The organism is Zavarzinia marina (genome assembly GCF_021568905.1).
In the GTDB taxonomy this organism is placed as follows: domain Bacteria; phylum Pseudomonadota; class Alphaproteobacteria; order Zavarziniales; family Zavarziniaceae; genus Zavarzinia; species Zavarzinia marina.
The window spans coordinates 16,478-30,611 of the sequence record NZ_JAKGSB010000009.1 but is presented as its reverse complement, the minus strand read 5'-3'; the positions used below and the strand labels follow the sequence as shown (position 1 = coordinate 30,611).

Below are 14,134 nucleotides of genomic sequence, written 5' to 3'. Positions count from 1 at the left end.
AACCGGTCCCCACTTTTGCTGAGAACGCTCAATGGCCATCCTCGTGGCAGTGGGCGGAGCCGCGCTCGGCTCCGCGGTCGGCCTCGGCTGGCAAGCCGGCTGGCTCGTCGGCTCGGTGGTCGGCAGCCTCTTGTTTCCCGCCAAGGGGCAGAACGTCACCACCGAAGGCCCCCGACTCGGCGACCTGACCGTTTCCTCGTCCGCCTATGGCGCATCGATCGCCATCGGCTACGGCACCTTGCGCATGGCCGGCAACATGATCTGGTCCTCCGGCATCCGTGAGCAGCAGAACGTCACCCGGACCCGCTCGGGCGGCAAGGGCGGCGGCGGAGCCACCCAGACCTCGGTCACGTATTCCTACTTCGCGTCCTTCGCGCTCAGCTTCGGCGAAGGGCCGGCCGAGGACGTGCTTCGGGTCTGGGCGGACGGCAAACTCATCTACGACAAGACCGGCGCGAGCCCCGACGTTGCCAAACCCGATCTCAAGTTCCGTTTCCATTCGGGGACGGAGGATCAGCTGGCCGATCCGCTGATCGAAACGCACGTCGGCGCAGGCCGTGCGCCCGCCCATCGGGGTCTTGCCACCATCGTCTTCGAAGACCTGGCGCTCGCGGACTTTGGCAACCGCATCCCCAACATCACTGCCGAGATCACCTACCAGCGGGCGGCGCAGCAGCCTTACCAGCTGCTCGATTTCATCACGACGGGCGAAGGCGGATATTTCGGGACCTACCAGATCGACGACCTGGCCGTCGATTGGCGGCGCGGATACGGATACTTCCTGGACAGCGACGTCAACGCCGCCGAGGCAGGGATCCGCCGCTTCAGCCTCCGGACCATGAAGGAGGACCGCCAGGCGCGGATGACGGACATCACGGCCGTCGCGCCGAACAACTTCCCGAGCACGTTGTTCTGCGGTGAAGACGGTCACCTCTATGTCGTGACCGGATCGAGCAACTCACGCCCGATCCTGCGCATCGAACCGAATGCCATCAAGGAGGTCGGTCGCTTCGGCTCCACCAGCAACGGCCTGACCAATTCGACCCTGCGGTTCGTCGCCACGACGTGGATGGGGATGGTTTCAGCCTACGGCCCCTCTGGCCGCGTCGACTTCGTTCTAACCGGATCGCTCTTCGACGATGTCGGACTCATCCGCGCCGACACCATGAGCTATGTCTGGGGCGCCGGGCAGAGCGTCACGGAGCCTCGCGTTCGGGGCGTCATTGGTGGTGCGGTCGGAGAAGGCTTCGGGGATGGCTGGATCCTCGGCAGCGGGACGAGCACGAACCATGGAAGCCTCGGCCTCTATCGGCTGCGGGTCTCTGCGCTTGCAGGGTACGACGGCCTCACCGGCCAATCCCTCGGCGTCACCTTCGAGAAGGTTGCCACCTTCTCGCCATCGGATGTCGAGAGCGGCGCCACTGGCTTCTACGGCAGCGCGGGCGGGCTCACCTACGACACGACCGACGACAGCGTCATCTTTCAGGCGCGCATCTCGAACGGGGGATCACCCGGCGCGATCTATACGCTGAAATGGCGCAGCGACACCGGCATCGTCTGGAAGACGGTCGTTCCGATCCAGATCAACTACGAAGGGCCTTACTACGGTCAGAGCCGCTTGCGCGGGCAGCGTTGGACGCTGATGCGGGCCACGCGCGTCATCCAGCTGGACACCGCCACGGGAGCTCTCGTTCTCAATGAGATCTGGCCGGGCGCCGTCAGCGAAGGCGGCGCTCAGGTCTACGATGCCGTCACCGACACGCATCTGGTTCGCGGCAGCCAGGGCTGGGCGAAACTCTTCCTCAATCGCGGCGGTGGCGGTGGAGAGACTCTCTCCGGCATCGTCTCCGACCTTTGCGCCCGTGCCGGCCTTGGTCTGTCCGATATCGACGTCGCCGAACTCGGGGCGACGGTCCCCGGCTATGTCATCGGGCGACAGACCACCGTGCGGGGCGCGATCGAGCCGCTTGCGCAGGCCTATTTCTTCGACGCTGCGGAAAGCGACGATGCCCTGCGGTTTCGGACGCGGGGACGACCGCCCGCCACGACCATCGACGCGGATCTTCTGCTGCCGCTGGATGAGCGGACAGGCGAGAGCTGGCGTGAGCGTCGCACGCAGGAGGTCGAGCTTCCCGAGCGGGTCAGCGTCGTCTACATGGATCGCGGCGCCGACTACCAGCAGGGCACGCAGAGCGAAAAGCGCACATCCCTGCCGCTGCCGACCATGCATTCGCGCAACCAGTCCAGCGTAGAGCTGGCCCTTGCGCTGGACGCGACGACGGCCAAGCAGATCGCCGCCAAGACGCTCTACAGTGCTTGGATCGAACGCAGCGCCTACGAAGCAGAGCTGCCGGCCGACTGGCTGCGCCTCGATCCCACCGATGTCGTGGACGTGGTCTTTGCCTCGGGCTCGACCTTCCGGACCCGCATCACCCGTCTCGATGTCGGGGCCGATTTCTCGCTCGCGGTGAAAGGGGTTTCTGAGGCTGCCGCCACCTACGTCTCCAACGTGGCTGCCGATGGCGGCTCGGGCAAACCGGTCCAAATCGTCGGCAGTCAGGCCGCCACGCGGCTGATCCTGCCGGATCTTCCGCTGCTGCGCGACACCGATGACACCGGCGGGTCGGGGTCGAGGATCTATTACCTCATGGGCGGCTTCGGTGGCCCGGGCTGGCCCGGCGCATCTCTCTACCGCAGCGCCGACGGAACGGCTTGGGCACAGGTCGGGCGATCCCTGAGCGAGGTGGCTTGGGGCGCCACGGCGAACCCGCTCGGCAGTCCGACGTCTCCGTTCGCGACCGATGAGACGAACAGCCTGACGGTGTTCATGACCACCGGCGGCGAACGGCTTGAGAGCGTCACACAGGACTCGATGCTCAGCGGCGCCAACGCGGCCCTTGTCCTCAAAGCCAACGGCGAGCCCGAGATCATCCAGTTCCGCGACGTGGCGCTGAACCCGGACGGCTCCTACACCCTGTCCGGGCTTCTGCGGGGCCGACGTGGCACCGATGTCTTCGTGGAGGGGCACGAGGCCGGCGAGTTGTTTGTCCTCCTCGACCCCGACGATGTCGAGACCATGGTCACCTCGCTCGGCGATCTCGGTCTCCCCCGGTCCTGGAGAGCGGTCGGCTTCGGCACGATCTTCGAGGATGCGGAAACGTTGGTCGCCAGCCACACCGGCCGAGACCTCAAGCCCTACGCGCCCTGGAACGTGCAGGCGGCTCTGACCGGCAGTCCGGCCAACATCAGCCTTTCATGGGTCCGGCGGACGCGGATCGGCGGCGAGCTGAAGGACGACACCGGCCTCGTGCCGCTCGGCGAGACCTCCGAGGCCTACGAGGTCGACATCCTCTCCGCCCCTGGCGGCGCGGTGAAGCGGACGCTCACCGCGACGAGCCCGAACGTCGTCTACGCCAATGCCGACATCCTCGCCGACTTCGGTGTGGTCCCGTCGTCCCTGACCGTCGCCGTCTTCCAGATCAGCGCCGTCGCGGGCCGCGGCTTCCCGCGCACCGTCACATTGGAGATCAACTGATGCCCAGCCCCAATCTGGCCGTGACCCATGTCGCAGCCGCCCAGAACCAGAAAGAGGTCACGATCAACGACGCAGTCGATGCCCTCGACAACGCCATGAATCAGGCACTGTCGGTGGCGATGGCCGACGCCAACCTGACGCTGACTGGCACCCAAGCCAACCGTAACGGCCTGATTATCCTCACCGGCACGTTGACGGCCTCCCGGACCCTGACACTGCCCGCCAATCACCGGCGGCTTGCAATCCGAAATGCCACCAGCGGCGGCCAGGACGTCCGCGCCAAATATGCGGGCTCCGGCGCAGAGGTCGTCATCGTACCGAGTGCGACAGTGCTGGTTCAGGGCAATGGCGGCGACCTCTACGGGGTCGGCGGCGCCGGCGCGCTGGGGGGTCTCACCGACGTCTCCATCGCCGGTGCCGCCAATGGCGACGTGCTCCAGTTCGATGGAGCCGCGTGGGGCGCCACAGGCGTCGGCATCTTCAACCGCGCTCTGCTGCCCTTCCGGGGCGCGCTGCTGCGACGCTCGACCAATTTCAGCGTCGCGACGACCGGCGTTTACGTCGCCGTGCCATGGCAAAGCGTCGAGTACGACAGCGACGCATTCTGGGATGCGGGCCAGCCCTCCCGCCTGACCATTCCCGCCGGGGTGACGAAGGTCCGGATCGTGGGCAACATCGAGTGGCAGACCTCGCCGACCAGTCAGCTGGTCGAGGTGCGCAAGAACGGAAACAGCGTGCCGGGCGGCGGCGCCGTCATCGTCCGCGGCGACAGCGGCTACTCCAACCAGATGCGCAATCTGTCGAGCGCCGTCCTGCCGGTGTCGGCGGGTGATTGGTTCGAGCTGGCCGTCTATGTCGGCACGGCCGGGGAGCTGCGCGGCCTCGAGCGCACGTGGCTGGCGATCGAGGTTGTCGAGACTGCGGATGCGGCCGATCCCCCGGCCGACATCAGCGGCTACAAGGCCGGGCAGCCGGCCACGGACGAGGTGATCGTGCGGGTGCCGGTGGCGCGACGCACCCGGCTGAAGATTGATCTTGCCGGTAGCCATGCCAGCGCCGAGGCGGCGGCAACCGCCCAGACGGACTTCGACATTCGGGTCGATGGCGTGAGCAGCGCCGCCATGCGCTTCGCCGCCGCCAGCACGAGCGGCACCTTCATCGCCGCCAGCGAAACCGTGCTGGAGCCCGGCCAGGTGCTCAGCGTGGTCGCGCCTTCGACGCCCGACGCCACGCTCGCCGGGATCGGGTTCACGCTGGCCGGCTCGCTTGTCCTCTGATCACTCCCGAATTGCGTCATGGACAAGGAACCAGACAGCGGGGCGCTGATCGCGCTGCCGGCCGCCGAGTTTGAAGCCCTGCTGGAGCGGGCGGCCGAGACGGGTGCGCGGCGCGCCCTGCATGAGGTCGGTCTCGATGGCCAGGATGCCGCCGAGGACATCCGCGATCTTCGCTCGTTGCTCGCGGGTTTCCGCCTCGCGAAACAGACGGCCGTACAGACCGCCGTGCGGCTGATCACCACCGGCGTCCTGCTCGCCCTGATGGCCGGCATTGCTATCAAGCTGAAGCTCTTCGGGCCGACGCCTTAACCCATCCGCCCGACTTATCAGACCATCGCCCGCCCTCGCCGAGGAGCGGGCTTTTTTGCGCCTGGAGACCTGCGATGACGACCATGACCTACAAACACTGGCGCGACATGCCCGAGCGTTCGTGGCGCTGGAAGGATTTCTCCCCCGCGGAGATCGCCTGCCGGGGCAGCGGCTCCCTGCGGATCAACGAGGAGGCGCTCGACAAGCTCCAGGCGCTGCGCGACCGGCTTGGCAAGCCGCTCATCGTCCGTTCGGCCTACCGCAGTCCGGCACATAACCGCGCTGTAGGCGGCGCGCCGCGCTCGAAGCACATGGACGGCACGGCCTTCGACATCGCCATGGCCAACCACGATCCGGTCGCTTTCGAGGCTGCCGCCCGAGCCGTCGGCTTCCTCGGCTTCGGCTACTATCCGCGCTCGGGCTTCATGCACATCGATCTCGGCCCGGCTCGGCAATGGGGCGAGCGTTTCCCGGTGCGGGCGACGGCGTTCGCCGCGGAAACGGCGCCCGTGCGGGAGGTCTTGGCCGACAGTCGCACGATGAAGGGCAGCGGCGCAGCAGGCGTGGCGACGCTTGGCGCCGCTGGCGTCGAGGTGGCGCAGAACGTCCTGGCGGAGACCCAGACCGCGATCCTGCCGCTCGTGCCCTATCTCGACACCTTGCGCTGGGTGTTCATCGCCGTGGCGCTCGCGGGCCTTGCCGTGACGATCTACGCCCGCATCGACGACTGGAAGCGGGGGCGTCGATGATCGCCGCTCTGCTCACCGGGATCGCCGCCAGCCCGTGGGCCCGTGTCGCGCTGCGATACGGCGCGCTCGCCCTCACCGTCCTCCTGTTCCTGCTGTCGATCCGCCGCGCCGGCGAGCGCGCCGGGCGTTTGGCGGAACGTCTCGAAACCATGGAGAACGCCAATGACGTGCAGCGCCAGATGCTGGATGCCGCGGCTCGCCGCCCTCGCGATCGCGGCGAGCTTGCTGAGCGGATGCGCGACGGGCGTTTCTGAGCCGAGCGTCGTCACCGTCTGCCCGCCCGTGGCCGAGTATAGCCGCGAGTTCCAGGCGCGGGCAGCCGACGAGCTCGATCTGCTGCCGAAACATTCGGCCATCGCCGAGATGCTGCGTGACTACGCCGTCATGCGGGATCAGGCGCGTGTGTGTCCTCGCCCCTGATCAGGAGCGAAATTGCAGCTTCAAGGTCACGCGGCAGCGTAGCTGGTGAAGACTTCGGTCGATCCGCCGCCCCGAACGAGGAACACGTCATAGGCTTCGCGTTCGCTTTCCGGCCCCATGCTAGGCGATCCGTAGGGCATACCGGGCACTGCGAGGCCCACTGCGTCAGGGCGCTCATCCAGCAGGCGACGAATCTCGGCGACAGGGACATGGCCCTCGATCATGTAGCCCTCGACGCGGCCCGTATGGCAGGAGACCATCTCCTGCGGAATGCCGTTGTCCAGCTTGTAGCGCATCAGAAGAGTCCCGGCGCTCGGCTCGGTCGTGACGGTAAAGCCAACGTTCTCGAGGATCTCGATCCAAGCCGAGCAGCAGCTGCAATTCGGGTCCTTCATCACATGGATCGCCGGTCCGAAGCCCTGCGCGAGGGTCCTCAGCGGCGATGCAGCCAGCAATGCTGCTCCGCCGATCAGGATCGCGCGCCGAGAAAGAGCATCTGGAGTCATCTGGTTTACCTTTCCAGATTGGACGTTTTTTTATGCGGTCAGAGGTCTATCTGCCGGAGCCGCAGGGCGTTGGTGATCACCGAAACGGAGGACAGACTCATTGCCGCCGCCGCGATCATCGGCGACAGCAACATCCCGGTGACCGGGTAAAGAAGCCCCGCCGCGACCGGCACGCCGAGCGCGTTGTAGGCGAAGGCGAAAAACAGGTTCTGCCTGATGTTACGCAAGGTGGCGCGCGCTAGCTTGCGCGCGCGGACAATGCCCATCAGGTCGCCGCCCAGCAGGGTGATGCCCGCGCTTTCCATCGCCACATCGGCCCCGGTTCCCATGGCGATGCCGACATCGGCGGCGGCCAGCGCGGGCGCATCGTTCACCCCGTCGCCCGCCATCGCGATCTTGTGGCCATCGCGGCGCAACTGGTCGATCAGGTCTTTCTTGCCCTCGGGCAGGATGCCCGCGCGCACCTCGTCGATGCCGAGCTTGCCCGCCACTGCCTGCGCCGTGCGCTCGTTGTCACCCGTCGCCATGATGACGCGCAGCCCTTGGGCGTGAAGTTCCTTGATCGCTTCCGCGGTGCTGTCCTTGATTGGGTCGGCCACCGCCACGATGCCGGCAAGCGCGCCGTCGACCGACACGAACATGGCCGTCTTGCCCTCGACGCGCAGAGCGTCGGCCTTAGCTTCGGCCGCTGCCGTGTCCAGACCCATCTCCCGCATCATCGCGGCATTGCCGAGCGCCACCTCGCGTTCGCCAACCTTGCCACGTACGCCCTTGCCGGTGACGGCGTCAAAGTCCTTGGCCTCCTGACGCGGGGCGTCATGCGCCTCGGCGCCCTCGACGATCGCCTCTGCCAGGGGGTGTTCAGAGCCGCGCTCCAGGGCCGCAGCCAGCGACAGCAGGTCAATCTCAGTGACCTCCCCAAGCGCCACGGTGTCGGTCAGCTTCGGCTTGCCCATGGTCAGGGTGCCGGTCTTGTCCACGATGAGCGTATCGACACCCGCCATACGCTCCAGCGCCTCGGCGTCCTTGATCAGCACGCCCGCCTGTGCGCCTCGCCCCGCTGCCGTGGTGATGGAGATCGGCGTCGCCAACCCCAGAGCGCAGGGGCAGGCAATGATGAGGACTGAAACGGCGGATGCTATGGCGAAGACTAGCGCGGGTTCCGGGCCGAAGATCATCCAGACGATGAAGGCTATGATGGCGATGACGACCACGGTTGGCACGAAGACCGCCGACACGCGGTCGGCCAGCCCCTGGATCGGCGCGCGGGACCGCCGCGCCTTCGACACCATCGAGACGATCTGCGCCAGCACGGTATCGGACCCGACCTTGCCGGCCTCGATCACCAGAGAGCCGTTCTTGTTGATCGTGGCGCCGGTCACCGCATCCCCCGGACCTTTCTCAACCGGCATCGACTCGCCGGTCAGCATGCTTTCATCCAGCGAGGATCGCCCCTCGATCACCGTCCCGTCGACAGGGACAGCATCGCCCGGGCGCACGCGAAGCCGATCGCCCTCCATGATGTTTTCCAGCGGAGCGTCGTATTCGGTGCCGTCCGGCAGAATGCGCCGCGCGGTTTTCGGCGCGAGGTCCAGAAGTGCGCGGATCGCATCCCCGGTGCGTTCGCGCGCGCGCAGTTCGAGAACCTGGCCGACGAAGACCAGCGCCACGATCACGACCGCCGCCTCGAAGTAGGTGCCGACGCCGTGGCCCATCCGATACTCTTCGGGAAACACACCCGGCAGGAAGGTGGCGACGATCGAGTAGAGGTATGCCGCCGCCACACCGATGCTGATCAGCGTCCACATGTTGGGGCTGCGGTTCACGACCGAATCCCAGCCGCGCCGGAAGAATGGAAGCGCCGCCCAGAGGATGATCGGCGTGGCGAGCACGAACTCGAGGTAGCTGGCCATCTGGTGCCCGATCCAGTCGCGTACCGGCAGCGCCACCAGTTCGCCCATGGTCAGGATGATGAGCGGTACTGCGGCAGCCGCTGAGATCCACATCCGGCGAGTGAAATCCGTCAGCTCTTCACTTGGCTCGTCCGAAGGCACCATCGGTTCCAGCGCCATGCCGCAGATCGGGCATGAACCCGGCGCATCGCGCACGATTTCGGGATGCATCGGGCAAGTGTACTGGACGTTGGCCGGGGCTGCCTTCTTTTGACTGGCCGCGCGGCCTGAGGCATAGAACCAAGGATCGGCCTTGAACTTCGTGTGGCATTTCTCCGAGCAGAAATGGAAGGTCTTGCCCTGGAACTCGGCGCGACGTCCGTCCGGCTTGATCGCGACCGTCATCCCGCAAACCGGGTCCGTTGCAGTGTTCGCTCCCGCCGGTATGTCGGGCGCTGCGTGATGATGATCGTGCTCCATGGTCTGCCAGCCTTTCGGTAATTCGTTTCAGCTTGCGGCGTCCACTCGTTGGAAGCTCAAGCACTTTAATGGTGGTCGTGCGCACCTTCGGGGGCAGGATTGCGCGCGAGGAAAACACGCTCGAACACGAACACCGCCATCATGCCTACAATGGCAAGTACGACAATCAGCGGATCGGTCTGCCACTTCATTGCCGCAAAGGCCGCCAGAACCACCGTGTCTAGCGCGATCGCGGTCAGCAACACCCCGCCGCGTGCTCCGATGTCCTTGCGGAGCGTCCGATAGACGCCCCAGTGAATAATGATGTCCATTACGAGATAGAAGAATGCGCCGAGCGAGGCGATCCGGCTAAGGTCGAAGAACACTGTCAGGAAGCCGGCGATGACGACGGTGTAGACGAGCGTGTGGTCCTTGATCGCGCCCGACATGCCAAAGTGGCTGTGCGGGATCATCTTCATGTCCGTCAACATGGCCAACATGCGAGAGACCGCGAAGACGCTCGCAATCAGGCCAGAAGCAGTCGCCACGACGGCAAGAGCCACCGTCAGGTAAAAGCCGGTTTGCCCGAGCGCCGGCTCGGCCGCCTCGGCCAGGGCATAGTCCTTGGCCTCCACGATTCTATCGAGCGGCAGGCTCGATCCGACGGCGAACGCGACGAGCAGATAAACGACAACGCAGATCGCAATGGAAAAGACGATGGCCCGACCCACGTTGCGGTGCGGATTCGTGACCTCCGCTCCGCTGTTGGTGATCGTCGTGAACCCCTTGAAGGCAAGAATCGACAGCGCCACCGAGGCGATGAAACCGCCTTCACCCGTGTCCCCACCCGTCGCCTCGAAGGAAATGCCGCTGGCCCAGAGGCCTGCCGCGCCGAACAACGCGATGCCGCCGACCTTGAGCACAGCCATGAGGATGGACAACAGCCCGACCGATCGGTTGCCCGAGACGTTGACGAGATAGGCGAAGACGATGAGCCCGACTCCTAGCAAGGGAACCAGGAAGCTGTCCGGGTCGGCGCCGAAACCGCGCAACACGTAGGTGCCGAACGTCCGGGCGACGAGGCTTTCGTTGATGACCATCGAAAGCGCCATCAGCAGCGCCGCACCCGCCGCAACTGTCGTCGGCCCGTAGGCTTTCTTCAGGATCATCCCGATGCCGCCTGCCGACGGATAAGCGTTCGACATCTTGATGTAGGTGTAGGCGCTGAACGCGGTCACGACCGCGCCGACAACGAATGACAGCGGAAAGAGCGGTCCGGCCAGTTGCGCAATCTGTCCCGTAAGCGCGAAGATCCCCGCACCGATCATGACGCCGGTGCCCATAGCCACCGCTCCGGAAAGGCTGATGCTCTCTTTCTGGTATTCTTCTGTCATCGGCGACCCATACTCTTTGCACAGATTTCTCTTATCGGACAATCCCTTCGCACGTCGTTGGTCAGGCGAATTTTAGGGTTCCTCTTAGTTAGTGAACGTGAACGTCTGTCATAACGCGCGCATTCACAAGATCGAGTTCAAGATCGAAGACGTCCCCCGTTTCGAGCTTATTGCGTAGAGGAGACAGCTCATACCAAAGGTGCGAAGTCGTGGATCGAGTACTTCCCCTGCAGGCACGCTGATCGATTGGAGTTCAGTGGTGTCCGAGGCTCCGATTCGGGCGATGAGTCTTGAGTTTTCGGCGATCCGGGAACTCACCCCCAATAGCACGACGGTTGTGCCGCTTTCGTTTACCAGTCGGAACCGAACTTCCGTCGAACTTCCTGCAGGACCGCTTGTGGCATAGGCGGTCTCGACCTGGACCTGGTCCCCCAACGACAGCGTCGGGGCGTCGGCATAGACACTTTCAAGGCCCGCAAGAAGGTTGAGAGAAACGGTAGCGACCAACACTCTGAGGACCTGTCCCAGCCGCCGCTTGCCGGGTCGCGCACCATCCAGTGTTGGACTAACCTCCGTCGATGGAGACGGAGGGGCGCACTTTAGGCGCCCCTCCTGCTCTGTTCGGGCCACGGACATCAGGAACGCCCGACCTGTCCGAGCAGCAATTCGAGCCGCTGGCGTGCCTTAGGCGGAAGCTTTGCGATGCTCGCGCGCGCTGCCTCCGGCACCTCGACCTCGCCTACGACGATGATGCCGACCATGCCGAGCCCGACATGGGGCGTGCATTTCACGCCGTAGATGCCGGGCTTGTCGAAGGTGACCGATACCTCCTTGTTGAAGCCGACATTGATCGACTGATCGGCGCCGGTGCCAAACCCGCCGATGGAGACGGCATTGTGGCCTTTGTCGATGGGGACGAAGACGACCGTATCGCCCGGCGATACCCGGATGAAATCCGGCTCATAGACGAACCGCTCGCTTCCAGACTGATTGCGCATCTCCATGCGCACTTCGTCAGCCGCCGCCGGAGTACCGAGCAGCAGTATGGTGGCGAAAGCGAATAAATTTCTTGGCAGCATACCAATCTCCTGCTTAGAACGAGAAACGAATGCCAGTGACGAAAGAAAGGGTGTCGATATCCTCTCCTTCATCCTGCGCAATGTCAGCCGTCTCGCCGATCTTTCGCTCCCAACTTATGCCGATATAGGGCGCGAACTTCCGCTCGATTTCATAGCGGAGGCGAAGCCCGAGTTCGACATCGTTGATGCCGGAGCCGATGCCCCTCTCCCGGACGCTTTGGACTGCAAAGTTGACCTCTGTCGTTGGCTGCAGGATCAGCTTTTGTGTGATCAGGAGGTCGTACTCGGCCTCGAAACGAGCCGAAACCTCGCCTTCGTTGCTGACGAACGCGGAGGCATCGATTTCGAACCAATAAGGGGCCAGTCCCTGCAGGGCGAAGACGCCGAATCCCCGTTCGGGGCCGGGTTCGATGTCGTAGCGTACACCCGCCTGCGCATCGAAGAAGTCGGAGATCCGGCGGCTGTAGAGGAGCTGGATCTCTCCCTTCTCCAGTCGTCCATCCGTCGGTTTCTCGCCTTCGGTTTTGAGCCAGGCCTTGTGGTCGTCGTTCCCGATCCAGCCCTGGGCATCCCAGTTGAGACTGTCGTGCCCATCGTTAGCCCTGTATTCGAATTGCTCGGCCTGAAAGAAGGTGAACAGCTGACCGGGCTCGGCGGACTGGGCCGGGCCGAACAGGAACACGGCGGGGAGAAAACCGGCAAGGAACGCAAGTTCCTGCCGAGAATTGTATCGTGCAATCATCGATTTCATCGTTCTGCCTCACGCGCTTTTCGGCTCGACGATGAAACGCGTCATCATCCCAGCTTCCATGTGATAGATAAGGTGGCAATGGAACGGCCAGTCGCCCGGCTCGTTCGCCGTCAACACCGCAGAGACGGTCTTGCCGGGAGGTACCACGACAACGTGCTTGCGCGGCTTCCTGTCGGTCTGGCCGTTCTCCAGTTCGACAAACATGCCGTGCAGGTGCATTGGGTGCGCCATCATCGTCGTGTTGACGAACTTCAAGCGCACCCGGTCCCCGTAGGCCACACGGATCGGCTCGTCCTTCCCGAAGGGACGGCCGTTCAGGTTCCACATGTACCGTTCCATGATGCCTGTCAGCCGCACTTCGATCTCGTGATTCGGTTCACGGCCGTCCGGGTTCGGGGTCGACGCTTTCAGATCCGCGTAGTCCAGAGCCTTCGCCCCCGGCGGCGTGCTTGCGTCGGCCCAACCGAAGGGGCGGCGTTCTCCTCCCTCCGCCGCGGCTCCGCCATGACCCATGGCGCCGTGGTCCATGCCAGCCATGGGAGCCCCGCCCATCTTGCTATGGTCCATGCCAGCCATCGCGCCACCGGACATGGCGCCGCCCGCCATCGAGCCATGATCCATCCCCGTCATCGAACCGTGGTCCATGCCACCGTGTGCCATGCCCATGTCCGCCATGCTGAGGATCGTGCGCGGTCGCTGTTCGGGGATAGCAGCCTCCATACCCTCACGCGGCGCCAGCGTCGCCCGGGCATAGCCCGAACGATCGATCGGCTCTGCGAAGATCGTGAACGCCTTGTCATCGCGTGGAAGCACGATGACGTCGTATGTCTCGCCGACGCCAAAGCGGAACTCGTCGACCCGAACCGGCTGGACATTCTGCCCATCGGCCGAGAACACGGTCATGGGAAGGCCCGGTATGCGGACGTCGAAGAAGCTCATGGCGGATGCGTTGATGAATCTGAGGCGGACACGCTCACCGGGCTTGAAAAGAGCGGTCCAGTTGTCTTGCGGTCCACGGCCGTTGACTAGGAAGGTATATCCGGTGACATCCGCGAGGTCGGTCGGGTCCATCCGCATTTCGCCCCAATCTAGGCGGTCCTTCAGAGCGATATTGAACCCGTCGCGGCTTGCGTCTCGAAAAAAGTCGATGAGGGTTCTTTTCCCGTAATTGTAGTACCCGGCATCAGCTTTCAGGTTAGACAGCACGCGCTTTGGATCTTCCTGAGTATGGTCCGAAAGGACCACGACATAATCGCGATCCGCGCGCACCGGCTCGCGCCCGGACGGCTCGATGACGATGGCGCCGTACATGCCCTGCTGCTCCTGCATCGCGGAGTGGCTGTGGTACCAATAGGTGCCGGCTTGGCGTAGCTTGAAGCGGTAGGTGTAGGTCTCGCCGGGCTGGATGGCGACAAAGCCGTTGAAACCTGGCGCGCCGTCCATCACGCCTTCGATGAGGAGGCCGTGCCAGTGGATAGACGTGGGCACATCGAGCCGATTGGTCGCATAGACCACGACCTCGTCACCCTCCCGCCAGCGCATTGTCGGCGCCGGCACAGAACCGCCCATCAGGATGGCGTTACTGCTGACGCCATCGACGGCGATGCGGCCTGTTTCGACGTTCAGGGTGTACTCCTTCGTCGAGGACGCAAAGCTGCGACGTCCGGGATAGACCACGAGGGTACCTGCAATTCCCGCCGCTCCGGCGAGCTTGAGCGCGTCCCGTCGCGAGAAGCCAGAGATTGGTTTGTTCATCGTCTGCT

The 14,134-nt window shown here is 64.5% G+C and carries 11 protein-coding genes; 5 read left to right on the top strand and 6 right to left on the bottom strand.

The window, feature by feature from the left end; all coding sequences use genetic code 11:
• Positions 1–31 precede the first annotated feature (31 nt).
• The 5 genes from L2U69_RS18050 to L2U69_RS18030 all read left to right on the top strand — a co-directional run bounded on the left by L2U69_RS18050 (position 32) and on the right by L2U69_RS18030 (position 6,124).
• On the top strand, positions 32–3,535 hold the full coding sequence (locus L2U69_RS18050; protein ID WP_236108530.1) for a phage tail protein: 3,504 nt from the start codon (positions 32–34) through the stop codon (positions 3,533–3,535).
• A complete protein-coding gene (locus tag L2U69_RS18045; protein ID WP_236108529.1) occupies positions 3,535–4,812 on the top strand; it encodes a hypothetical protein in 1,278 nt (425 codons plus the stop codon). Before L2U69_RS18050 ends, L2U69_RS18045 begins: the two co-directional genes overlap by 1 nt.
• A gap of 18 nt (positions 4,813–4,830) precedes the next feature.
• A complete protein-coding gene (locus L2U69_RS18040) occupies positions 4,831–5,121 on the top strand; it encodes a DUF6127 family protein (protein WP_094462850.1) in 291 nt (96 codons plus the stop codon).
• A gap of 74 nt (positions 5,122–5,195) precedes the next feature.
• Complete coding sequence (locus tag L2U69_RS18035) at positions 5,196–5,870, top strand: YcbK family protein (protein ID WP_236108528.1); 675 nt, start codon at positions 5,196–5,198, stop codon at positions 5,868–5,870.
• Positions 5,867–6,124 (top strand): hypothetical protein, encoded by a 258-nt coding sequence (locus tag L2U69_RS18030; protein WP_236108527.1) that lies wholly within the window; start codon positions 5,867–5,869, stop codon positions 6,122–6,124. Before L2U69_RS18035 ends, L2U69_RS18030 begins: the two co-directional genes overlap by 4 nt.
• Before the next feature lie 192 nt (positions 6,125–6,316).
• On the opposite strand, the gene L2U69_RS18025 is transcribed toward L2U69_RS18030, so the two are convergent.
• The 6 genes from L2U69_RS18025 to L2U69_RS18000 form a co-directional block, all read right to left on the bottom strand.
• Positions 6,317–6,796: a DUF411 domain-containing protein gene (locus L2U69_RS18025; RefSeq protein WP_236108526.1), complete on the bottom strand. Its 480-nt coding sequence runs from the start codon at positions 6,794–6,796 to the stop codon at positions 6,317–6,319.
• Positions 6,797–6,834: 38 nt separating this feature from the next.
• The gene (locus tag L2U69_RS18020) at positions 6,835–9,168 is read right to left on the bottom strand and encodes a heavy metal translocating P-type ATPase (protein WP_268967454.1); all 2,334 of its coding nucleotides are present in this window, start codon (positions 9,166–9,168) and stop codon (positions 6,835–6,837) included.
• Positions 9,169–9,233: 65 nt separating this feature from the next.
• A complete protein-coding gene (locus L2U69_RS18015; protein WP_236108524.1) occupies positions 9,234–10,541 on the bottom strand; it encodes an APC family permease in 1,308 nt (435 codons plus the stop codon).
• Between the two features lie 635 nt (positions 10,542–11,176).
• The gene (locus tag L2U69_RS18010) at positions 11,177–11,620 is read right to left on the bottom strand and encodes a pseudoazurin (RefSeq protein WP_236108523.1); all 444 of its coding nucleotides are present in this window, start codon (positions 11,618–11,620) and stop codon (positions 11,177–11,179) included.
• Between the two features lie 13 nt (positions 11,621–11,633).
• Entirely contained in the window at positions 11,634–12,371 is a 738-nt protein-coding gene (locus tag L2U69_RS18005; RefSeq protein WP_236108522.1) for a copper resistance protein B, read from the bottom strand.
• A gap of 9 nt (positions 12,372–12,380) precedes the next feature.
• Positions 12,381–14,126 carry a copper resistance system multicopper oxidase gene (locus L2U69_RS18000; RefSeq protein ID WP_236108521.1) on the bottom strand — a complete coding sequence of 582 codons (1,746 nt, stop codon included), beginning with the start codon at positions 14,124–14,126 and terminating at the stop codon, positions 12,381–12,383.
• Between the last annotated feature and the right edge of the window lie 8 nt (positions 14,127–14,134).

Excerpts from the sequence above, each read along its gene's own strand:
- L2U69_RS18015 (WP_236108524.1), bottom strand. The coding sequence starts at position 10,541 with ATGACAGAAGAATACCAGAAAGAGAGCATCAGCCTTTCCGGAGCGGTG.
- L2U69_RS18020 (WP_268967454.1), bottom strand. The coding sequence starts at position 9,168 with ATGGAGCACGATCATCATCACGCAGCGCCCGACATACCGGCGGGAGCG.
- L2U69_RS18010 (WP_236108523.1), bottom strand. The coding sequence starts at position 11,620 with ATGCTGCCAAGAAATTTATTCGCTTTCGCCACCATACTGCTGCTCGGT.
- L2U69_RS18035 (WP_236108528.1), top strand. The coding sequence starts at position 5,196 with ATGACGACCATGACCTACAAACACTGGCGCGACATGCCCGAGCGTTCG.
- L2U69_RS18050 (WP_236108530.1), top strand. The coding sequence starts at position 32 with ATGGCCATCCTCGTGGCAGTGGGCGGAGCCGCGCTCGGCTCCGCGGTC.
- L2U69_RS18045 (WP_236108529.1), top strand. The coding sequence starts at position 3,535 with ATGCCCAGCCCCAATCTGGCCGTGACCCATGTCGCAGCCGCCCAGAAC.
- L2U69_RS18040 (WP_094462850.1), top strand. The coding sequence starts at position 4,831 with ATGGACAAGGAACCAGACAGCGGGGCGCTGATCGCGCTGCCGGCCGCC.
- L2U69_RS18030 (WP_236108527.1), top strand. The coding sequence starts at position 5,867 with ATGATCGCCGCTCTGCTCACCGGGATCGCCGCCAGCCCGTGGGCCCGT.
- L2U69_RS18000 (WP_236108521.1), bottom strand. The coding sequence starts at position 14,126 with ATGAACAAACCAATCTCTGGCTTCTCGCGACGGGACGCGCTCAAGCTC.
- L2U69_RS18025 (WP_236108526.1), bottom strand. The coding sequence starts at position 6,796 with ATGACTCCAGATGCTCTTTCTCGGCGCGCGATCCTGATCGGCGGAGCA.
- L2U69_RS18005 (WP_236108522.1), bottom strand. The coding sequence starts at position 12,371 with ATGAAATCGATGATTGCACGATACAATTCTCGGCAGGAACTTGCGTTC.